A 21,138-nucleotide genomic window follows, 5' to 3' on the forward strand; every position below is an offset into this window, starting at 1 on the left:
TGCACGGGAACCCGCAGAGCTGCCTATTACAGAACTACCTATTATTTGATAGGTTTTAATCTTGCAGTGAAGTGTCTTAATACTGGTGGCTCATATTCGAAATCTAAACCTTTCAGCGTTGCGAATTTATCTTTCAAGCCAATCAGAGCATCTGCAATGTAATCCATATGGTCGTTGGTATAAACACGTCGTGCGATAGTTAAACGCATGAATTCCATATCAGCATGTTTTTGTTTGCCCGTTTCAGGATCACGACCTAATAGGAATGAACCAATTTCAACAGCACGAACACCTGACTCTAAATACAGCGCGTTAATCACAGCTTGCGCAGGGAATTGGTCACCTGGGATCTGTGGAACCAGTTTTTTACAGTCCACGAATACAGCGTGTCCACCAGTAGGATACTGAATTGGAATACCGCCTTCACGTAAACGGTCACCCAGATATTTCACTTGACCGATACGATAATGCAGGTAATCTTCCCCAGCCCCTTCTTCTAAGCCTTGTACCATTGCCGCCATATCACGACCCGCTAAACCACCGTAGGTCACGAAGCCTTCCATTGGTACGCAGCGCTGTCTTGCCAACGTAAAGATTTTCTCGTCATTCTTAATACAGACCAGACCACCAATGTTTAACAGTGGGTCTTTTTTCGCTGACATAGTGAGCGCATCAGCATATTTATACATATCCAGAATGATTTCTTTAATTGTGGAATTTTTATATTTTGGATCACGCTCTTTGATGAAATATGCGTTTTCACAGAAACGTGCAGAGTCCATTACCACAAAGATATTATGCTGTTTTGCGATTTCATAAACTTCTTTCAAGTTATCCATCGCAACTGGCTGACCACCCGCACTGTTACAGGTAATGGTAGAAACAATTGCTACCACGTTTTCAGCACCATGTTTTGCAATATTATCTTTTAATTTTTGAATATCGAAATTACCTTTCCAATCATCATAAGTTTCTGAGTCATAGGCTTTTTCGGTAACAATGTTAATCGCTTTACAGCCATTTAATTCAACGTGAGCAGCAGTAGTATCAAAGTGGAAGTTAGAAATAAATACCGGCTTTTTCGCGCCGCCTTGTTCTTGTTTCACTTTCAGTAAAACAGGGAATAACATGTTCTCAGCACCACGACCTTGGTGAGCAGGAATAACATAGTCGTAGTCAAACATCTCTTTAACTTTATCTTTTAAATCATAATAGTTACGAGAACCCGCGTACGCTTCATCACCCGTGATCATCGCTGCCCATTGGTGGTCGCTCATTGCGTTAGTACCGGAGTCCGTTAACAGGTCAATATATACAGCACTACTCGGTAACAAGAATGGGTTATAACCCGCCTCTTTTAATGCCGCTTCGCGTTCTTCTCTTGATGGAATACGGATATTTTCTACCATTTTAATACGGAACGGTTCTACGATTCTTTTAGCCATGATAATACCTTTAATTTTTCATTAAATAATAAAAACAGAAATTCGAACTTATAAAAATAAGCGAATAAATCTTGAGAGAGAGAAAAAAGAAAGGTTATTTTTGCGGAAAGAAAAAGGCTAAAGAAATATCAATATTGAACCATTTCTTCAAATAGAAGAAGCGCCTCGACATTAACAACTCACTTAGAAGAAACATACTATGGCTCCCATTAGCAAGGAATTAGTACAACCTTGAGTATGGTATATAACAATTCTTAGATAAATATAATAGCAATTGTCTATTATTTGTATCCGCATCACAAAAAGCTTTAAATCCTACTCCGCACTATGACTATGGTCACAATATTATTTATTTTAATCACTATTAAACAAACGTTAATAAATTGAGGTTATTTTATAATTAAATAATAGATAGTAATATTAAACTTAATTTTTTAACGTTAAAAACGTCATTTAAAGTCAAATCTATTTTAATTAAGTAAAGCCTTATACAAAGGCTTTACTTTTAGTAAGGATTTTAACAATCTAAATATAACTATTGTTTTCCAAACAGTTTTTGAGTGTATTCTTTGGACTCTGCGCTTCGCTTACCATCCGCCTCAAAGTAACGGTCCACATGGCATTTTTGCTCGTTAATATCGCAGAAAATTCCATTGGCAAACGTCATGGCTGTTTTATCAAAATCGCCACCTTGCTCAATCGCTTTCGCTCGTTTATCACCTAGGTATTTTTTCGTTAGTGCAACAGAAACGCCCTCTTTGGCGCTAACGCACACATATTTATCGCATAACACATTCTTTTCTGGGGATTTTAATGCTGAAGTTGATTGTGCTGACGCCAACATTGGCAATGCTGCGATCGCAAACCCTACGAGACACACTGCTTTTAAGTTCATATAACGCCTTTTTTTTGAGTAATAACACAACTGCAATATCACATTAGAGTTTTATTTTGTGGATAAATTCCCAGACGTCATCACTATTTCATGTTTACTGCTAACTCTATCCACTTAGTGCATGATTTTAACTTTTCATTAACACTTTCAATTGTTATTTATTGCAGAAAAGATGAGTGTATAAGCGGCAATTTAAATAATAAAAATACCTGCAACTCTGCATTCAACCCAACAAAGCACCCCATAAGAGAGTGATGTATGACAACAGAGACAGTCGCGATTAAATCTTTTGGCACCACAAAAACCACCTCGAAAGTGTTATTTATCTGCTGGATGAGCATTCTATTTGAAGGCTATGATGTTGGCGTGATGGGCGCTGTTCTTCCCACTCTCGCAGAATATAAACAGTGGAACCTCACCCCTTTAGAACTTGGCGCTCTCAGTAGCTACGCTTTAGTCGGAATGTTTTTTGGGGCATTTATTATCGGTACGCTGAGTGAACTTTACGGACGCCGCCGTATGCTTTTAGCCTGCGTCACACTCTTTTCATTGACGATGCTTGCCGCTGCCCTTGCCCCAACACCTTGGATGTTTGGGCTAATGCGTTTTATTGGTGGCATTGGACTCGGGGGTGTTATTCCCGTCGCAGCTGCGTTAACCATCGAATATTCTCCTGCTGAAAAACGTTCTTTTAACTATGGCATTATGTATTCCGGTTACTCATTGGGGATCCTCAGCGCAGCACTGGTCGCCATGTGGTTGCTAGAACAATTTGGATGGCGCAGTGTGATTGGCTTTGGCGCATTACCGCTTTTGTTAATTTGGCCAATGGCACGCATCTTGCCTGAATCCCTTGAATTTCTGACCCACAAAGGGCGCCACACCGAAGCACAATCTCTGGCGCAGAAATTAGAGGTTGAATATCAAGCACCACCCGCACAGCAAAAACAGCAACCTCAACGTTTAAAAGAGATAGTCTCCGTAGTTTTTGCGTGGACACATTTGCGCGCAACCGCATGTTTCTGGATAGCGCTATTTTGCGGCATGTTGCTGGTGTATGGCTTAAATACGTGGCTACCGTCGATTATGCGCAAAGAAGGCTATAACTTAGGTTCCAGCCTAACTTTCCTTGTGGTATTTAGCTTAGCATCCGCATTGGGGGGCTTATTTTTAGGAAAAATTGCAGATAAACGCGGCGTTCGCGGTTCGGTTGCCTTTTTCTTCTTGCTCGGCGCAATAGGCATTGGCTGCATGGTTTTCAAACAAAATATCTATATTAACTATTTACTTGTAGCATTTGCTGGGGTCGGCAGTATTTCCGCAGCGCTGATTTTAACAGGCTACATCGCCAATTATTACCCATCAAAAGCCCGCGCTTCAGCGACCGGCTGGGCATTAAGTTTCTCTCGAATTGGTGCGATGACAGGGCCTATGTTTGGCGCGTATATCGCCAGTTTGGGGATAGCGACCAGCTGGAACTTTATCGCCTTTTCGGTAGTGGCAGTGATAGCAGCAACAGCCGTGATTTTACTACCACGAAAACGCCCATAGATAACCGAGTAGTTAGCAAATAGGGGCATATCGCCCCTATTCTATTTTGAAACTAATACTTTGAAATTAATACGCGAGACGATAATGCACCTTCTCGCCCGCGGTTAACTCTGGTGAATCAGTGTAATTACTTGATAATTCGATGAATCCACGTAATTCAGGAATATATAATTTTTGATACCACTCTAACTCTGAACGGCGGTGCAATTGATTGCTGGTAAAATCAAGGATCAAACATTTCTGCCCGCTTCTCGCTGATTCCATCACCAGCAAGCCATCACCCCAGATAACCATATCTTGCAGATGGTTATAACCCGCTTCTTTGATCAGCTTAAAATTGCCACCTTGATACTGATAAAGGGAAAATAATCGGCGGGAAGGCTCCTGAGCCGCCAAATAAATATCCCCATTCTGATTCTGAACCGCCTCATTAATACGAATAGGCAACCATCGATGGCTCACCACGTTGTTCTGTACGATGTTCACCACCACTTCAAGAGACCCCATTTCGTTACCGTAGCTGTACCACACAATCACATTGCCATCATGAACCGCATAAGAAAATGTCGAATTATCCGCGATTTCTTCAGGATAAAAACGCTTCACAAGCTCGCGAGGATCCATTAAATATTGCCACGTAAGCCCTTTATCCGCGCTGGTGAAGATCTTTTGGTTGTCGATCAGGACATAAGGTTCCCCCTGACCACTTTGGTACATTTTCCCGGTAATTGCCGCATAAATGTATTCACCATACCCATCTTTCCAAGGCGTTAGAGGCGTAATCGAATTACCCGCTAAGTTCACAATTCGATACCCATCGCGCACCATTAAAAGGCACTGAGACTCTTCACACACCGCGTTATAAAAACTGTCGCTAAATTGTGTGATAAAACGCACGCCATCTTTATTGGCAAATAACACCTGATAACTATCTTCCTGTTCAGGCGAGAACAAATCTGACCGGTTGTAATAGTAGGATGAACGACCATTTTTCTGCGCAATAATCAGTGTGCCGTCTTTCGCAGGATACGTTTTGGCGTAATCATAATCCGCAATATAAGCATTGCTCTCTTGGCTGTTCTCTTTCCACTGCCATGACGTATCATTTCCACCAAATACCAGTATCAGTGTTGATCCTAAACACACCAAGAAAACGGCACCCGTCACCAGAAAACGCCAACTTAGAAATGGATTCATTAACGAACCTCCATGACATAAGTATCTTTACCTTGTTGGCGTCGTAATGCGCTCAGGACAGCTTGGGTTTGGTAATAGCCATTACCCCGTTTCGAAAACCGATAATACGCCGCCATACCAAGGGCAATTAAGAAACAGATACCCAGGGTTATCGAGCTGGCAAAACCAATGAATATCAGGTCATTATCGAGTAAATACAGCCAATCCCAATAATCCCAGTGATTTCCCCTGTCGACAACATCGCTAATTGCTGTCGCGCCAAAAATCGCCAAGAATAGCGCCAAGATAATGCCCGTGATCCCCCACAACGCCAGATACAGACCACGTTCTTGCGCCATACCTCGAGCAGACAGCGTATAAGCTAAATTATCTTGGTGGTTATATAGGCCAAATACGACGCTCTCGGGAAAACCATCTTCAACTTTGGAGTGATAGACTTCTACCTCATCTCCTTGAGCGAGAAAAAAGCTGTGGTTATTAAAGAAAGGTTTTGAGCCATCTAACTTGAGGTTCAAATGGCTTTTATTCACTTGAAGCTCTATTTCATTGCGGGTGTATGTTCCCCCGCGATAATAATATTCAATCGTCTTGATACTCTTAATATTTACTTTGCCTTTTGTCACCTGTAATGATGTTTCAGGGATAGGCTTTTGCTTTCGAGAATCTATTTTGAGCGGTTTGAATTTCGGGTTTTTAATTCCCTCAATCTGAATCAGATTTTCGCCAGAAATTACCTGAAACTTGCCCACTATGACTAAATCTAATGCGCGTAAGATGGTTTTTCGTTTTCGGCTAAAAATAGTGAAGGTTTGTGAAATACACATCGACAACAGAACGGCACCCACAAAAGCCGCCATGCCTAATAATGACCCTAAAACAATTAACCATGTACTCTCTTCATCATTAAACACGCAAAAAAACGCGGGGATAAAAAGTGCAGCAAGTCCAAATGATAGCAGGTATTGCTTTACTAACCCTTTGTCGAATTTAAGGTTTCTATCGGGTTCCAAACGTCCATGTTCTGGGTGATACACCCAATTAAGCCAATAGCTCCCATCATTCAGTTGTTCAGCAGAAATAATCAACGTATCGTCTTTATTCAATCGTTCCAAAAATATTTGGCTGTTTTCAAAATCTTCAGCATTGAAAAAAAACACCTTATCCGAAGTTATTAGCCTCACCATGCCCTCAGGTGAAACCTGTTTATAATCGCACTGAATTAGCTTAACGTGAAAATATTGAACACCCATCAATGATGCCTATTTGTTATAGTTAATTTAACATTATGATAATAAATAAAGGTATATTGCCCTAGTTAAACTTACCCTATAATAGAACAATTCAGATAATTACAGATTCAAAGCTATATCAGTTAAAAGCTGATAAATGCCTGTTTTACTCTTAAAATGCAACCAGGCTCTAGTAAAGGAAATAATTACTGCTAGACTGGCGCAGATGAGTTATTTTGAATACATTACATCCCAAGAAACCGTTATTTTATCCCTACCGTTAACCACAAATTTGAATAAACGCGATGACATCAAAACCGGCCTACAAGCAAATTCAATCTTACATTCTGCGGAGTATTGATTTAGGGATTTTCAAACCTGAAACTCAGATCCCCACTGAACTTGAGTTATGTGCCCAGTTTAATGTTAGCCGTATGACGGTAAATAAAGCGATTTCTGAACTCAGTCAAAAAGGCATCTTAAATCGGATTGCAGGAAAAGGGACTTTTGTCGCCACTCAAAAGCATGAGCTTCCCGTCACTAAAGCCTTTGATATTTTTGATGAAATTTCAGTTAGTGGGAATAAATATGCTGGTCACCAGTTACAGCTAAAAATCATCCCTGCCACCGCAGAAATTGCCCTACAACTTGGTGTCACAGAAGGCAGCGATATTGGCTACTGCAAAATGCTACATTTTGAAAATGACATTCCGCTGATGCTAGAAGAACGCTATGTAAATCATGGGATTGCCCCTGAATTTGTTCAGCAGCATTTTGGCAATAGTGAAACCCCAAGCGGCTATTTACAGCGCCATTTCCCTGTTAGTGAAATGGAGCACACCATTGAAGCAATTTTAGCCAATAAGCCTATCGCTCAGGCTTTATCCATCAAAGAACATGCTCCTTGTTTGCAGCTAAGTCGCCGCACATGGACGGGTAACACGTTGATCAGCTACGTCAATATGATCAGCGCAGGCTCACGCTATAAATTGAAATTACATTCCCGCATTGAGAATTAATCTTCAGCGCTAAGCCGTCATAAAATATAACAAGCATAAAAAATGGGGCACTCTGGCCCCAAAACGACTGATAAACAACTAAAATACCGTTCGATAATCTCCACATCACAGACATTACGTCAGGTATCAACACATCAACATCACAACAAACGATATCGTCACAATAAACTACATACCTTGATAAATAGGTCCTTCTCCCCCTTGAGGTGCTGTCCACGTAATATTTTGCAGAGGATCTTTAATATCACACGCTTTGCAATGCAGGCAGTTCTGTGCATTTATTTGCAGTTTCTCCTGCATCTGCTCACTCACTATTTCGTACACCCCCGCAGGGCAATATCGCGTTTCCGGTGAAGCATAAGTGGATAAATTCACGCGAATAGGAATTTCATTATCTTTTAAACGTAAGTGGCAAGGCTGCTCTTCCGCATGGTTTGTATTGGATAAAAACACCGATGAAGGTTTATCAAATGACAACTTGCCATCCGGTTTTGGGTAGTGGATCGGCTGAAATTCACTGGCAGGTTTAAGCCCTTGGTGGTCATCCAGTTTGAGCTTCAGTGTCCAAGGGCTACGCCCCTTTAATAACCATTGCTCTGCTCCGAACATCAACGACCCCATAACTAATCCTTTTTTCATATACGGCTTGAAATTACGGGTCTGATAAAGCTCGTCATACAACCAGCTTTGTTCGAATTTTTGCTGAAATTGACGGGTAAATTCCACATAATCGACGACATCTTCGGCGAACGATTCAAATAAAGCCTCTGCCGCTAACATGCCGCTTTTCACCGCACAGTGGCTGCCTTTAATACGTGCTGCATTCAAAAAGCCCGCATCATCCCCAATTAAGGCACCGCCAGGGAAGCTTAACTCTGGTAATGCGGGTAAGCCCCCCGCCACCATGGTACGCGCCCCATAACTCACGCGCTCCCCCCCTTGCAAAAAAGCACTGAAGGCAGGATGGGTTTTCAAGCGCTGGAATTCATCGAATGGGGATAAATAAGGATTCTCATAATTTAGCCCTACCACCAGCCCCACCGCGACCAAGTTTTCTCCATAGTGGTAAGCAAATCCGCCCCCATAGGTTTGGTTATCCAGCGGCCAACCGATTGAATGTACCACTAGCCCCGCTTGATGTTGCTCTTTGGGAATTTGCCAAATTTCTTTGAGACCCAGTCCATAAGTCTGTTTACCGCGGTTTGCCGCTAAATCGAAGCGGGCAATTAACTGTTTACCCAGTTGCCCTCGGCATCCTTCCGCAAAGAAAGTCATTTTGGCTAACAGATTCATACCTGCTTGATACAAAGCCGTTGGGTTGCCCTGTTTGTCTAGCCCCATGTCGCCAGTGGTGACGCCAATAACCTGTCCTGCATCATCAAAAAGGATTTCGGTAGCCGCAAACCCTGGGAAAATATCGACACCGAGTTGCTCCGCTTCCGCTGCAAGTGCTGCGCTGACTTGCCCAAGGCTACCAATCACATTACCTTGGTTTTTCAGGCAAGTAGGTAACAAAGATAATGGCAACTTGCTGGTTTTATTTTCTTTGAGCCATAAAAAACGATCTTCACTGACGGAGGTGAGCGAAGCAGAAACGGTTTGCTGCCAGTCGGGTAATAACTCATTCAGTCCTCGGGGGTCGATCACTGCCCCCGATAAAATATGCGCCCCGACTTCGGCGCCTTTATCAATTAAGCAAACGCTGAGCTCCCGGTCTGTTTGTAACGAGAGTTGTTTAATGCGAATTGCCGCCGATAATCCTGCGGGCCCACCACCGACAATCAGGACATCAAACTCCATGGATTCTCGCGCACAAGACGTCGAAACATTCGCACTATTGTCGATAGTCATTTTGCTCTCTCCTACGCCAGCGCTTTATCGAATTCAGGTAAGATCTCAAACAGATCCCCCACAATGCCGTAGTCAGCCACTTGGAAAATAGGTGCTTCAGGATCGCTATTAATCGCGACGATCACTTTGCTCTCTTTCATGCCCGCAATATGTTGAATGGCACCGGAGATCCCAACCGCAATATACAGATCTGGCGCGACGATCTTGCCCGTTTGTCCTACTTGATAATCATTTGGCACATACCCCGCATCCACTGCCGCACGTGAAGCCCCCACCGCAGCCCCTAGTTTGTCGGCAATGGTTTCCAGTAAAGCAAAATTCTCACCGGAACTTAAACCGCGTCCCCCCGAAATCACCACTTTGGCAGAGCTTAATTCCGCACGGCTCATCTGGGTTAATGACTGGCTAGTCAGCTCCGAAAGTTGAGTTAACTGCGTAACAGAAACGGGTTCTATCACCACCGGTGATTGGGTCGCAGTCGTCCCTGAAAATGCCGAGCTACGTACGGTGATCACCACTTGATTGCCATTGTTTTGCACCGTTGCCAATGCATTTCCAGCATAAATTGGGCGAACAAATGTTTGTGCATCTACCACTTGGATAATATCCGATATCTGAGAAACACCCAGCGTGGCAGCGACGCGAGGGGCAATATTTTTACCAAATGTGGTCGCTGGGAAGATAATGTGGCTATAGCCCTGCGCCACGGCAACCACCGCGCTTGTCATTGATTCTGCCAGCGCATTTTTGAGCGGTTCTGCATCGATGGTTATGACCTTTTCGACGCCGAGAATGGATGCCGCGGATTGTGCTACCGCAGCCACTTGGCTTCCCGCCACCAGCACATGCAGGCTTCCGCCCTGTGCAATGATTTCGCGTGCCGCCGTTATGCTGTTATAGGTTGAAGATTTAATGGTTTGGTTATCGTGCTCAACAACGACTAAAACGGATAATTGGCTCATGTTCAGGCTCCCTGTTAAATCACTTCTTTAGCTTGCAGTTCAGTCACTAACGTGGCGGCATCATTCAACATGGTGCACTGCCCAGAACGCTTTTTCGGCTCAGTCACGTTGACGATTTTTACTTGCCCTAATGGGCTAAAATTCAGTGTAGAAATATCGATGATGTCTAATGGTTTTTTCTTTGCCTTCATGATGTTAGGTAATGTGGCATAGCGAGGCTCATTTAAGCGCAAGTCTGTGGTCACAATCGCAGGCAATCCCATAGATAAGGTTTCTAAGCCACCATCGATTTCGCGAGTGACTTGCAGCTTCTCCCCCTCGACTATAATGTGCGAAGCAAAGGTGGCTTGCGCGCAACCCAATAGTGCCGCAAGCATCTGCCCAGTTTGGTTGCAATCATCATCAATGGCTTGCTTGCCGAGTAAAATTAAATCCGGTTGCTCCTGACTCACCACCTGCTGTAAAAGGCGGGCAATATCCAGCGGCTCTAGTGCCATCTCGGTGGGTTTTTGAATCAAAATGGCTCGGTCAGCCCCAATTGCCATCGCACTACGCAGCGTATCTTGCGCCGTGGCTTCACCGATGGAGACCGCCACCACTTCAGTGACTTTGCCTGCTTCTTTTAAACGTACCGCCTCTTCTACCGCAATCTCATCAAAGGGGTTCATCGCCATTTTGACATTCGTCAGCTCCACTCCCGAGCCATCGGCTTTAACCCGCACTTTAACGTTATGGTCAATCACCCGTTTTACTGCGACTAAAATTTTCATAACTACTCCTATCGCGTACTTTGTTACGGCTATTTTTGAGTTGAGGGAGCCCATAGCAGTGAATATTTTCACTGCTAGGACGCCATCACTGACTATTTTTATCGTTGGAAAATTAAGATGTTACCTAAGAAATAAACCTTATTTGGTTTCTGGCAATATCAGGCTTGGCGCCACTGACATTGGCCAAATTTTTACCGCGACATAGTAGATGATACTGGTGGCAACTAAACCGACGATCCACGAAATATCCACGCCGCCCAAGCTATCAACCAGAGGTCCGGTGTAGAAACCTGTGGCAATAAATGGCATTTGGATCAATACGCCAACCACATAGGTGATGATCCCCACTTTGTTCCAGCGACCATAACGGCCATTCGGATTGGATAATTGCGGGACATCGTAGCGACCTTTCGTCACCCAGTAGTAATCCACTAAGTTAATCGCACTCCATGGCGTAAAGAACGCTAATAAAAACAGCAAGAAAGCCGAGAACAGTTTTAAGAATGAATGTTGCCCTGCCAGACCTAACGCCGTCGAAAAGCTCACCATAAGGATAATAAAGAACAGACGCTGACCACGGGAAATCTGATGCTTACCACGGAAACCACACCAAATCGCTGCCATCGACATAAAGCTACCGTAAGCATTCAGAGCCGTAATCGTCACTTTGCCAAAGAAAATACTGATATACAGCAGCGCTGCAATTAAGCCCGTGCTGCCTAAACCAACAATGTAGGAAACTTCATGACCCGCAAATTGATTGCCAGCAAGCGCTGCCGCAAACACCCCTAGGATCATCGAGGCTTGAGTCCCAATCACTGTCCCTGAACCTACGGCTAAAAATGCTTTGATGGTTGGAGTTTTGGTCGGTAAATAACGGGAGTAATCCGCCACATAAGGACCAAATGCAATCTGCCAAGAAGCCGACAGCGACATAGCTAATAGGAAATTCGTCCAGCTGAAATGACGATTCTCTAATAACACCGAAACATCATTCATATAGAACAGACGGAAGAATAGATAGAAGAAGGCGATAACGCCAACGACACTCGCCACTTTACCGAGAATATGGATGATGCGGTAACCGCAGATAGTGATACCGATGATCACAATCCCGAAAATCACGATCCCCATCCAATCACTGACGTTCAGTAATTGCCCCACCGCCTGCCCAGCTAATACTGTCCCACTAGCAGAAAATCCGACGTACATCATACAGACCAATAAAATCGGGATGACGGCACCATAAACCCCAAATTGCACGCGGCTGGAGATCATTTGCGGCAGACCCAGTTTCGGACCTTGTACTGCATGGAGCGCCATAACCGCGCCCCCCAATAATTGACCGATAAACAAGCCAATCAACGACCAAAATACATCCCCCCCCAACACAACCGCTAGGGCACCGGTGACGATTGCGGTGATTTGCAAGTTAGCCCCAAACCACAGCGTGAATTGGCTCGACAACGTCCCGTGTCGCTCAGATTCAGGAATATAGTCAATGGAACGTGCTTCGATAAGCGGAACATTATCTTGGCGAGACTGCTTTTGCCCGATGATATCGTTGGAAACTGTCATGGTAATTCCTCTTTAAGCAAGGCTGGCTTAAAGAATGGACCAATTAGTCGTCAGCAATGAATTCTCTATGTTGTGAGCACAGACATTTGACGTGATGCAGGTATGTTATTGTTTTATCTACCCGTCATTAATAATTGAAATACATTCTTAAACCTGATTGTTGTTGTGTTTTTAAGTCCATGATCCTGTTGTCAGGGTAGTGCTCCTGTTATTGCTTAGATACTCATAGCTGGAAAAACCCCGATAAGTCCTGTCTTACCTATCGGGTCGAACTCATCAAAATTAAGCGTCGAGAACGGCGCGCGAAATAATGATTTTTTGAATTTCTGACGTCCCTTCAAAGATACGCAAAATACGAGCATCTCGTACATAGCGCTCTAGGGGTAGATCGCGAATATAACCATACCCCCCATGCAGTTGCAGCGCGGCATCCGTCACAAAACCTGCGCATTCCGCCGCAAATAGTTTTGCGGTGGCAGATTGCAAACTAAAGCGCTGCCCAGAATCTCGCAGCTCCGCCGCGTTCCATGTCAGCATTCGTGCCGCTTCCAGCTGTGTATGCATATCGGCGATTTTCCATTGAGTCCCTTGATAGGCCGCCAGCGGCTTCTTACCAATTTGACGCTCTTTCACCCAGCCTAATGTGCTTTCCATGGCTGCACGAGCGATCCCCAATGACGTTGCCGCCACTTCCACACGACCTTTATCCAGCACTTCCATCGCCGTATGGAACCCTTTGCCCTCTTCTCCCAGCAATGCCGATTCAGGTAACCAGCAGTTGAGTGCTAATTCATAGATAGTGCTACCACGCAGCCCCATGGTTTTTTCTGGGTGAGAAAATGCCACGCCTTCTGTTCCTTTCGGGATCATAAACGCGCTAATGCCACGAGCACCTGCTTCAACATCTGTTTTGGCGTACAGCACAATAAAATCCGCTTCTTTGGCATTGGTAATATAGTGTTTGTTACCGCGAATGCGCCAACCGCCATTTTCACGGGTTGCTGTCGTGCGCATATCCGCGGGGTTTGAACCTGCGGCGGGCTCTGTTAATCCAAACGCACCCAGTAATTCACCGCTTGCGGCTTTTGGTAACCAATAATTTTTTTGCTCTTCGGTTCCGCCAATCAGGATAGAATCAGTCGCTAAGAAATGGGCGGTCAATGCGGATGATGTCGAGGCGCAGGCAGCCGCCACAGCTTCAACAATCATGCTCATGGCAATACTGCCAATGCCAAAACCACCGTATTGCTCTGGTAAGTTAATTCCCCAGCAGCCCATTTCACCCAGTGCGGTTAAGCTTTCCGCACAGAAAATTTCTTCTTCGTCATAACGTTGAGCGTTCGCTTGCAGAATATCGCGACACACTTTTTCAACGGCCTCTACAATGGCGTATTCGGTTTCATTAATATCAAAACTCATTGCATCGTCTCCGCGCTTTTTATTGTTGTGGTTATGGTAGTAGCTGCCGATTTATAGCGTTCATTGCCTTCCCCAAGAGCAGGGGCTCTTTGGGTGACTTTCGGTTTCACACCATTAAAGAAAACCGGCTGAGAAATCAGAGGGGTACCGCCATCATTTAAGTGGGTTAATACCTGACGAACTTCGGCATGCTCGCTTTGCGTTGCTTGCTGTAAATTGTGAATCGGTGAGGCTGGAACCCCGGCATTCAGCAATAAGTCACACACTTCCTCGACACGCTTTGTTCCTGTCCAGCTTTCAATTTCTTGACGTAGCGCCGCTTGATTGATCGTACGAACTGGGTCGCTCAAGTAACGCGCATCTTGGGATAACTCCGGTTTCCCCATACATTCACAGAAACGTTGGAACAGTTTTTCACTGGCAATCGCAATCACCACCAAACCATCTTTTGCTTGGTAAGTATCAAATGGCGTTGAAACAGGATGGCGATTACCCACTAAACTTGGCGCCTTGCCATTGGCAAATAAATTAGATAGTCCAGTAAGCTGCATACTGAGCAGCACATCCACCATGGCAACATCCAAATATTGCGCACCTTCACCATGACGTTCGCGAGCAAACAGTGCGCTGCTAATCGCCCATGAGGCAAATACGCCCGCACAGACATCCCCGATGGATTCACCGCTGCGCGTAGGACCCGACTCAGGGGAACCTGTCACGCTCATCAACCCAGACATAGCCTGTGCCACAATGTCATAAGCTGGGTAGCTCGCAAGGGGGCTGTTTTGCCCAAATCCTGAAATGCTGGCGTAGATAATGTTGGGATTAAGCTGTTTAACGCTGTCGAAATCGATCCCAAGACGCTTGGTGACTCCGGGGCGGAAGTTTTCCACCACCACATCACTCTCTTTGATCAATTGAAATAAAATCTGACGATCACCATCGTCTTTAAGATCTAACTCAATGCTGCGTTTTCCGCGATTGATCAGCCCGTAATAAACACTTTCACCGTCAATAAAAGGACCAAGATGACGGCTATCATCACCATGATCAGGCACTTCGATTTTGATCACTTCTGCGCCCAAGTCTGCCATCATGCCCGTGCAGTAAGGCCCTGCGAGCACACGGCTTAAATCAATCACTTTGATCCCAGCTAGCGGTCCGTGTGGTTTTTGAGTCATTGCCGCATTCATCGTGAATTCCTTATGTGAGGCTAAAAGGTGCCGACTCCATAGAGCCGGCATTCGACATTACTTGACCATTGGCAAGTTAAGACCTTGCTGCTTCGCACAGTTAATGGCGATGTCATAACCGGCATCCGCATGGCGCATGACGCCAGTTGCAGGGTCGTTGTGCAGCACACGAGCAAGACGTTTGTCTGCGGCATCGGTACCATCACACACAATCACCACGCCAGCGTGTTGCGAGAAGCCCATTCCAACGCCGCCGCCGTGATGCAAGCTCACCCACGTCGCCCCGCCTGCGGTGTTCAACAGCGCATTAAGTAATGGCCAGTCAGAGACGGCATCAGAACCATCTTTCATGGATTCTGTTTCACGATGCGGGCTGGCAACTGAGCCAGAATCAAGATGGTCACGCCCAATCACGACAGGGCCTTTTAGCTCCCCATTTTTCACCATCTCGTTAAACGCGCGCCCCAATCTTTCCCTGTCTTTCAGTCCTACCCAGCAAATACGCGCCGGTAAACCTTGGAATGCAATACGCTCGCGCGCCATATCCAGCCAGTTATGAAGGTGTTTATCATCAGGGATCAGCTCTTTGACTTTTTGGTCGGTTTTGTAGATATCTTCTGGGTCACCCGACAGTGCCACCCAACGGAATGGACCAATCCCTTCGCAGAACAGCGGACGAATATATGCAGGCACAAATCCTGGGAAATCAAAGGCATTATTCACGCCTTCATCTTTGGCCATCTGGCGAATATTGTTGCCGTAGTCGAACGCGGCCGAGCCACGTTTTTGCATTTGCAGCATGGCATCCACCTGCACTGCCATGCTTTTCTTCGCGGCTTTCGTCACTTCAGCTGGCGCAGTTTGTTGCTTGTCGCGCCACTGGGCTAATGTCCAACCTTGTGGCAAATAACCGTGTACAGGGTCATGGGCGCTAGTTTGGTCGGTGACTGAATCCGGCGTGATATTGCGTTTGACTAACTCGCTATATACATCCGCCGCATTGCCTAATAAACCCACGGAGACTGGCTTACCACTCGCTTTGGCTTCTTCGATATAGCCCAACGCTTCATCTAGCGAAGTCGCTTTTTTGTCTACGTAACGGGTTCTTAAACGGAAATCGATACGGCTTTCATCGCACTCAACCGCAATCATGCTAAAGCCAGCCATGGTGGCCGCTAAAGGCTGTGCGCCCCCCATACCGCCTAAGCCGCCAGTTAGGATCCAACGCCCTGCTGGGTTGCCGTTAAAATGCTGTTTTGCCAGAGAAACGAAGGTTTCATAGGTTCCCTGTACAATCCCTTGTGAACCGATGTAGATCCATGAGCCGGCAGTCATTTGCCCGTACATCATCAAGCCTTTGCGATCTAATTCGTTGAAATGATCCCAATTTGCCCAGTGAGGAACAATGTTTGAGTTAGCAATTAAAACGCGTGGCGCGTCTACATGAGTGGGGAACACTCCGACTGGTTTACCGGATTGCACCAGCAGTGTTTGATCGTCTTCGAGGGTTTTTAAGACATCTAAAATCTTGTCGTAACATTCCCAGTCACGGGCTGCACGTCCAATGCCACCATACACCACCAAGCTTTGCGGATGCTCAGCAACATCTGGATCTAAGTTATTTTGGATCATGCGGTAGACGGCTTCAGTCAGCCAGCTTTTGCAGCTCTTTTGGCTACCGTGCGGGGCACGGATCACGCGCGTTGAATCTGTACGGTTTAACATTCTTTTATCCCCTATCCATCCACTTGGTTTAACGCAAAATTAACAATTTCGGTTATTTATCATTGTTGAGTTAGTGGCTAACAGATCATTCCCACACCGTGGGAATCTTTGAATTTAACATTTAAATCAATTCATTAAATAAAAACAAAGAACGATTAAAAATGATCTTTTTGCCCTGTTTGCTTAGTTGATAATTAAATATATATACATTTAATTCACAAAGTATATACATTGAAATTTGAATTTTTGTCGCAACAGTGGAGAAGGGATGTGGAGAAAAGTTAGACAACAATAACTAGGATGCTGTTTCTACACAAAAACTTGTATATACATTTGATTTTCTATGCAGAAACAAGCAAATAACAAAAATGGGAGAAGCCTCACATTAAGCTGATAGCCGTTACAGGCGATACACGCGTTTCATACTTAACCTTCCGCATTAATCGCCACCAAATAAAACACCCCATAAATATCCGATATATTTTATGGGGTGTTTTTGCTTGATGATTGTTAACTGACGATACGGTTAAACTATCCGCCTAAATAAGCGCTGCGTACCGCTTCATTCGCCAGTAAGGCTTTTCCGGTATCTTCCAAAACAATATGCCCATTTTCTAGCACATACCCACGGTCAGCGAGTTTCAGTGCTTGGTTGGCATTTTGCTCCACCAAAAAGATGGTCATCCCCTCTTCCCGTAGCTGCAAAATGGTGTCAAATATTTGCATAATGATAATTGGCGCCAGCCCCAATGAAGGTTCATCCAATAACAGTAATTCAGGCTGACTCATCAGCGCCCGCCCAATGGCAAGCATCTGCTGCTCTCCACCGGACATGGTTCCTGAGCGCTGGCTACGACGTTCATGCAACCGTGGAAATAACGAATAAACCCGTTCAATACGCTCGAGATATTGGTGGCGATCCGCAAAAAAACCACCCATCGCTAGGTTTTCCTCAACGGTCATACGAGAAAATACCCGCCGACCTTCCGGCACTAGCGCAATGTCTTTGCGCATAATTTGTGGTGTCGGTAACTGAGTAATATCCGCTCCGCGATAAAGCACCTGACCTGAGGAGGCGCGAGGGTCGCCACATAACGTACTGAGTAACGTGGTTTTTCCTGCACCATTGGCACCAATCAGCGTGACAATCTCACCTTTTTGAATATTTAAGCTGACATCATGCAGCGCCTGTATTTTCCCATAATGGGTGGAAACTTGTTTAAATTCCAACATCAGTAAGCTTCTCCCAAGTAGGCTTTGATCACATCAGGATGCTGGCGAATTTCGTTTGGTGTTCCATTCGCCAGAGGTGTTCCTTGGTTCACCACATAAATTCGATCAGAAATGCCCATCACCAATTTCATATCATGCTCTATCAATAAGATAGAGACATTATGATGGGTTCTCAGCTCCGCAATTAGCTCATCCAGATCGTTAGTTTCCTTCGGGTTTAACCCTGCCGCTGGCTCATCCAACATCAAAATTTCAGGTCGCGTCACCATGCAACGGGCAATTTCTAGGCGACGCTGTTGACCATACGCCAGATTCCCCGCTTGGCGGTTAGCAAACTCAGAAAGATTGACCCGCTCTAGCCATTTCACCGCATTATCCACCGCTTCGGCTTCTGCTCGGCGAAATGCTGGCGTTTTCAGTAAGCCTGAGAAAATACCGCTTTTCAGATGTTGGTGCTGAGCCACTAATAAGTTTTCAATCACCGTCATCTCTTTGAATAAGCGAACATGCTGGAATGTACGGATCACCCCAAGGCGAGCAATAGCTTGACCCGGAAGCCCTTCAAGATGCTTATCTCGATAGAGGATCGCCCCGCTCGTTGGCTTATAAAATCCAGTTAAACAGTTAAATATGGTGGTTTTTCCTGCACCATTGGGACCAATCAGTGAAACAATTTCCCCTTGGTTTAACGTCAACTCCACGTTGTTGACCGCAAGCAAACCACCAAAGCGCATGGTTAAGCCACTGACTTGCAATAACGGTACAGCCGAAGGCTGAATAGGCGTCGTCATGATCCGCCTCCCTGCACATTTTTCAGCTTCATTTGACGGCGCTGCATCGGCAATAAGCCTTGTGGGCGCCAGATCATCATCAGCACCATCAATGCCCCCAGCAGCAACATGCTGTATTCATTCAGATCGCGCATCATCTCCCTTGATACTACCAAGATGATCGCGGCTAAAATCACCGACATTTGCGATCCCATCCCACCCAGCACTACGATCGCCAGTACAAAGGCTGATTCAGCAAAAGTGAAGGATTCAGGGCTGATAAACCCTTGTCGTGCAGCAAATAATGCTCCGGCAAACCCTGCAAATGTTGCACTGATCGTAAAGGCGGTTAATTTAATACGCGTCGGGCTTAAGCCTAATGATCGACATGCAATTTCATCTTCACGTAGCGCTTCCCACGCACGTCCTAATGGCATCCGTAACAAGCGGTTGATCACGATCAAGGTGATCACCACCAGCAACAGCGCCACAAAATAGAGGAAAATGATCCGGTCACCAGGGTTGTAATCTAACCCAAAGAAGTTATGGAATGTGTCCCAACCATCTTTAGCGGTACGGCTAAATTCTAAGCCAAAGAAAGTTGGTTTTGGCAGTTGGCTGATCCCGTTAGGGCCACCGGTGATCTCCGTATTATTTAATAATAAAATACGTACGATCTCCCCAAACCCAAGGGTGACGATCGCCAAATAGTCACCCCGTAACCTCAGCACAGGGAAACCTAATAAGAACCCAGCTAATGCTGCCGTTAAGCCGGCAATCGGTAAGCTTTCCCAGAAACCAAAATCATAATAGTGATTGAGTAAGCCAAAGGTGTAAGCGCCGATAGCGTAGAAGCCCGCATAGCCGAGTACCAATAATCCTGACAATCCAACTACGACGTTTAAGCCTAGCCCCAACATCACGTAGATCAGGGTTAATGTGGCAATATCGACGCTGCCGCGAGACACCAAAAATGGCCAGATGATCGCCCCAATAATGATAGCGATCCCAATAATTTTTTGTCTAAGCGAGCCACCGTCAAAATCCGGTAACGCCCACGATTTTTTGGGTACGCCTTGCCACACTTTGCTTAATGCAGGGCGAATTAATTGATACACAAAGATAATGGCGATGCCGACAAAGATCCAATTCCAACGAACGTCTCCCCCTGATTCCACTATCAGCTTAGTCCCATCGAGTCCTAATTTTAGCCCCATCATAAATACGGCTAAAATAAAGAAGGTGACGGAGGCAATAATGGCACTGATCCAATTTTCTTTTCTCATACTTTTTCGACCTCCGGGCGACCCAGAATGCCAGTTGGCATGATCAACAGAACACCAATCAATAAACCAAATGAGACGACATCTTTATATTCCGTACTTAAATACGCCGAGGTCATGGCTTCCGCTACACCAAGGATCAAGCCGCCCAGCATCGCGCCAGGAATACTGCCGATTCCACCTAATACGGCTGCGGTGAAAGCTTTCATTCCCGCCATAAAGCCAATATACGGGTTAATTACGCCGTAGAATTGCCCTAGTAATACACCTGCAACCGCCGCCATCGTTGCGCCGATCACGAATGTCAAAGAGATCACGCGGTCAGTGTTGATACCCAGCAGACTTGCCATTTTTAAATCTTCCGCACACGCACGGCAAGCGCGTCCCATACGGGAATAGCGGATAAACAGCGTTAATGCCAGCATCGCAAGGAAGGTCACAATCCAGATAGTCAGCTGCATTTTGGTGACAATGGCAGAGAAGCCATCACTTTCACCTAATACCCACTGCCCAGTAATCAGGCTTGGCAACGCGAGATCGCGGGATCCTTGAGATAAACTGACGTAGTTTTGTAAGAAGATGGACATCCCGATAGCTGAGATCAGCGCAATCAGGCGCTTAGAGTGACGAACGGGACGGTAAGCAACCCGCTCGATACTCCAACCATAGGAGCTTGATACCACAATTGCCGCCACAAATGCCGCTGCAATGAGGATCCACCCCACATCGATACCGAGCATCATTAAGCCCGCAATGACAATGAACGAAACGTAGCTACCAATCATGTACACTTCACCGTGGGCGAAGTTGATCATCCCGATGATGCCGTACACCATGGTATAGCCGATAGCGATCAGCGCGTAAGTGCTTCCTAACGTTAGGCCATTGAGGAATTGCTGAATAAAATACAGAATTTGGTCTGACATAAGATTATCCTTTCAAACTACTGTCCCTCTATGGAGAGCAGAAGCTGGAAGCCCGTTACCAAGCTCCCAGCTCATCACTGAATATCATTTCT

General features: G+C 45.4%; 17 protein-coding genes. 2 read left to right on the forward strand and 15 right to left on the reverse strand.

What is annotated here, in order from left to right; genetic code table 11:
- Positions 1 to 41: 41 nt before the first annotated feature.
- Positions 42 to 1,445 (reverse strand): tryptophanase, encoded by a 1,404-nt coding sequence (locus ACIH2S_RS16430; protein WP_036956054.1) that lies wholly within the window; start codon positions 1,443 to 1,445, stop codon positions 42 to 44.
- A gap of 535 nt (positions 1,446 to 1,980) precedes the next feature.
- Complete coding sequence (locus ACIH2S_RS16435) at positions 1,981 to 2,340, reverse strand: YcgJ family protein (protein ID WP_108478426.1); 360 nt, start codon at positions 2,338 to 2,340, stop codon at positions 1,981 to 1,983.
- A 258-nt stretch (positions 2,341 to 2,598) separates the two neighbouring features.
- Here ACIH2S_RS16435 and ACIH2S_RS16440 point away from each other — a divergent pair, with 258 nt between their 5' ends.
- Entirely contained in the window at positions 2,599 to 3,891 is a 1,293-nt protein-coding gene (locus tag ACIH2S_RS16440; RefSeq protein WP_036956049.1) for an MFS transporter, read from the forward strand.
- 66 nt (positions 3,892 to 3,957) lie between these two features.
- Here the strand turns inward: ACIH2S_RS16440 and ACIH2S_RS16445 are convergent, their stop codons facing one another.
- Positions 3,958 to 5,088 (reverse strand): hypothetical protein, encoded by a 1,131-nt coding sequence (locus ACIH2S_RS16445; RefSeq protein ID WP_108478425.1) that lies wholly within the window; start codon positions 5,086 to 5,088, stop codon positions 3,958 to 3,960.
- Positions 5,088 to 6,191 carry a hypothetical protein gene (locus tag ACIH2S_RS16450; protein ID WP_231138121.1) on the reverse strand — a complete coding sequence of 368 codons (1,104 nt, stop codon included), beginning with the start codon at positions 6,189 to 6,191 and terminating at the stop codon, positions 5,088 to 5,090. Before ACIH2S_RS16450 ends, ACIH2S_RS16445 begins: the two co-directional genes overlap by 1 nt.
- 431 nt (positions 6,192 to 6,622) lie before the next feature.
- Between ACIH2S_RS16450 and ACIH2S_RS16455 the strand changes: the two genes are divergently transcribed.
- Positions 6,623 to 7,336, forward strand: a complete 714-nt coding sequence (locus ACIH2S_RS16455) for a UTRA domain-containing protein (RefSeq protein ID WP_036956041.1) — start codon at positions 6,623 to 6,625, stop codon at positions 7,334 to 7,336.
- 168 nt (positions 7,337 to 7,504) lie between these two features.
- On the opposite strand, the gene ACIH2S_RS16460 is transcribed toward ACIH2S_RS16455, so the two are convergent.
- From ACIH2S_RS16460 to livH, 11 genes are all read right to left on the reverse strand, one after another.
- Positions 7,505 to 9,187, reverse strand: a complete 1,683-nt coding sequence (locus ACIH2S_RS16460; RefSeq protein ID WP_036956038.1) for an electron transfer flavoprotein-ubiquinone oxidoreductase — start codon at positions 9,185 to 9,187, stop codon at positions 7,505 to 7,507.
- 11 nt (positions 9,188 to 9,198) lie between these two features.
- A complete protein-coding gene (locus tag ACIH2S_RS16465; protein WP_036956036.1) occupies positions 9,199 to 10,149 on the reverse strand; it encodes an electron transfer flavoprotein subunit alpha/FixB family protein in 951 nt (316 codons plus the stop codon).
- A 14-nt stretch (positions 10,150 to 10,163) separates the two neighbouring features.
- Positions 10,164 to 10,919 carry an electron transfer flavoprotein subunit beta/FixA family protein gene (locus ACIH2S_RS16470; protein ID WP_108478422.1) on the reverse strand — a complete coding sequence of 252 codons (756 nt, stop codon included), beginning with the start codon at positions 10,917 to 10,919 and terminating at the stop codon, positions 10,164 to 10,166.
- Between the two features lie 138 nt (positions 10,920 to 11,057).
- Positions 11,058 to 12,497: a purine-cytosine permease family protein gene (locus ACIH2S_RS16475; protein ID WP_036956031.1), complete on the reverse strand. Its 1,440-nt coding sequence runs from the start codon at positions 12,495 to 12,497 to the stop codon at positions 11,058 to 11,060.
- A 282-nt stretch (positions 12,498 to 12,779) separates the two neighbouring features.
- Positions 12,780 to 13,916: an acyl-CoA dehydrogenase family protein gene (locus tag ACIH2S_RS16480; RefSeq protein ID WP_036956029.1), complete on the reverse strand. Its 1,137-nt coding sequence runs from the start codon at positions 13,914 to 13,916 to the stop codon at positions 12,780 to 12,782.
- The gene (locus ACIH2S_RS16485) at positions 13,913 to 15,109 is read right to left on the reverse strand and encodes a CaiB/BaiF CoA transferase family protein (protein WP_036956026.1); all 1,197 of its coding nucleotides are present in this window, start codon (positions 15,107 to 15,109) and stop codon (positions 13,913 to 13,915) included. The genes ACIH2S_RS16480 and ACIH2S_RS16485 overlap by 4 nt, the downstream gene beginning before the upstream one ends.
- A 57-nt stretch (positions 15,110 to 15,166) precedes the next feature.
- The gene (gene hutU / locus ACIH2S_RS16490; protein ID WP_036956025.1) at positions 15,167 to 16,834 is read right to left on the reverse strand and encodes a urocanate hydratase; all 1,668 of its coding nucleotides are present in this window, start codon (positions 16,832 to 16,834) and stop codon (positions 15,167 to 15,169) included.
- Between the two features lie 531 nt (positions 16,835 to 17,365).
- Positions 17,366 to 18,067, reverse strand: a complete 702-nt coding sequence (livF, locus tag ACIH2S_RS16495) for a high-affinity branched-chain amino acid ABC transporter ATP-binding protein LivF (RefSeq protein WP_036956023.1) — start codon at positions 18,065 to 18,067, stop codon at positions 17,366 to 17,368.
- A complete protein-coding gene (gene livG, locus ACIH2S_RS16500) occupies positions 18,067 to 18,858 on the reverse strand; it encodes a high-affinity branched-chain amino acid ABC transporter ATP-binding protein LivG (RefSeq protein WP_036956021.1) in 792 nt (263 codons plus the stop codon). Before livG ends, livF begins: the two co-directional genes overlap by 1 nt.
- On the reverse strand, positions 18,855 to 20,123 hold the full coding sequence (locus ACIH2S_RS16505) for a high-affinity branched-chain amino acid ABC transporter permease LivM (RefSeq protein WP_430247739.1): 1,269 nt from the start codon (positions 20,121 to 20,123) through the stop codon (positions 18,855 to 18,857). Before ACIH2S_RS16505 ends, livG begins: the two co-directional genes overlap by 4 nt.
- Positions 20,120 to 21,046 carry a high-affinity branched-chain amino acid ABC transporter permease LivH gene (gene livH / locus ACIH2S_RS16510; RefSeq protein WP_036956017.1) on the reverse strand — a complete coding sequence of 309 codons (927 nt, stop codon included), beginning with the start codon at positions 21,044 to 21,046 and terminating at the stop codon, positions 20,120 to 20,122. Before livH ends, ACIH2S_RS16505 begins: the two co-directional genes overlap by 4 nt.
- Positions 21,047 to 21,138 lie beyond the last annotated feature (92 nt).

The sequence above is a fragment of the Providencia lanzhouensis genome, from assembly GCF_050469745.1.
Classification (GTDB): domain Bacteria; phylum Pseudomonadota; class Gammaproteobacteria; order Enterobacterales; family Enterobacteriaceae; genus Providencia; species Providencia lanzhouensis.

Excerpts from the sequence above, each read along its gene's own strand:
- livG (WP_036956021.1), bottom strand. The coding sequence starts at position 18,858 with ATGACGACGCCTATTCAGCCTTCGGCTGTACCGTTATTGCAAGTCAGT.
- ACIH2S_RS16480 (WP_036956029.1), bottom strand. The coding sequence starts at position 13,916 with ATGAGTTTTGATATTAATGAAACCGAATACGCCATTGTAGAGGCCGTT.
- ACIH2S_RS16485 (WP_036956026.1), bottom strand. The coding sequence starts at position 15,109 with ATGAATGCGGCAATGACTCAAAAACCACACGGACCGCTAGCTGGGATC.
- hutU (WP_036956025.1), bottom strand. The coding sequence starts at position 16,834 with ATGTTAAACCGTACAGATTCAACGCGCGTGATCCGTGCCCCGCACGGT.
- ACIH2S_RS16470 (WP_108478422.1), bottom strand. The coding sequence starts at position 10,919 with ATGAAAATTTTAGTCGCAGTAAAACGGGTGATTGACCATAACGTTAAA.
- ACIH2S_RS16455 (WP_036956041.1), top strand. The coding sequence starts at position 6,623 with ATGACATCAAAACCGGCCTACAAGCAAATTCAATCTTACATTCTGCGG.
- livH (WP_036956017.1), bottom strand. The coding sequence starts at position 21,046 with ATGTCAGACCAAATTCTGTATTTTATTCAGCAATTCCTCAATGGCCTA.
- ACIH2S_RS16445 (WP_108478425.1), bottom strand. The coding sequence starts at position 5,088 with ATGAATCCATTTCTAAGTTGGCGTTTTCTGGTGACGGGTGCCGTTTTC.
- ACIH2S_RS16465 (WP_036956036.1), bottom strand. The coding sequence starts at position 10,149 with ATGAGCCAATTATCCGTTTTAGTCGTTGTTGAGCACGATAACCAAACC.
- ACIH2S_RS16440 (WP_036956049.1), top strand. The coding sequence starts at position 2,599 with ATGACAACAGAGACAGTCGCGATTAAATCTTTTGGCACCACAAAAACC.
- ACIH2S_RS16460 (WP_036956038.1), bottom strand. The coding sequence starts at position 9,187 with ATGACTATCGACAATAGTGCGAATGTTTCGACGTCTTGTGCGCGAGAA.
- livF (WP_036956023.1), bottom strand. The coding sequence starts at position 18,067 with ATGTTGGAATTTAAACAAGTTTCCACCCATTATGGGAAAATACAGGCG.
- ACIH2S_RS16430 (WP_036956054.1), bottom strand. The coding sequence starts at position 1,445 with ATGGCTAAAAGAATCGTAGAACCGTTCCGTATTAAAATGGTAGAAAAT.
- ACIH2S_RS16475 (WP_036956031.1), bottom strand. The coding sequence starts at position 12,497 with ATGACAGTTTCCAACGATATCATCGGGCAAAAGCAGTCTCGCCAAGAT.
- ACIH2S_RS16505 (WP_430247739.1), bottom strand. The coding sequence starts at position 20,123 with ATGAGAAAAGAAAATTGGATCAGTGCCATTATTGCCTCCGTCACCTTC.
- ACIH2S_RS16435 (WP_108478426.1), bottom strand. The coding sequence starts at position 2,340 with ATGAACTTAAAAGCAGTGTGTCTCGTAGGGTTTGCGATCGCAGCATTG.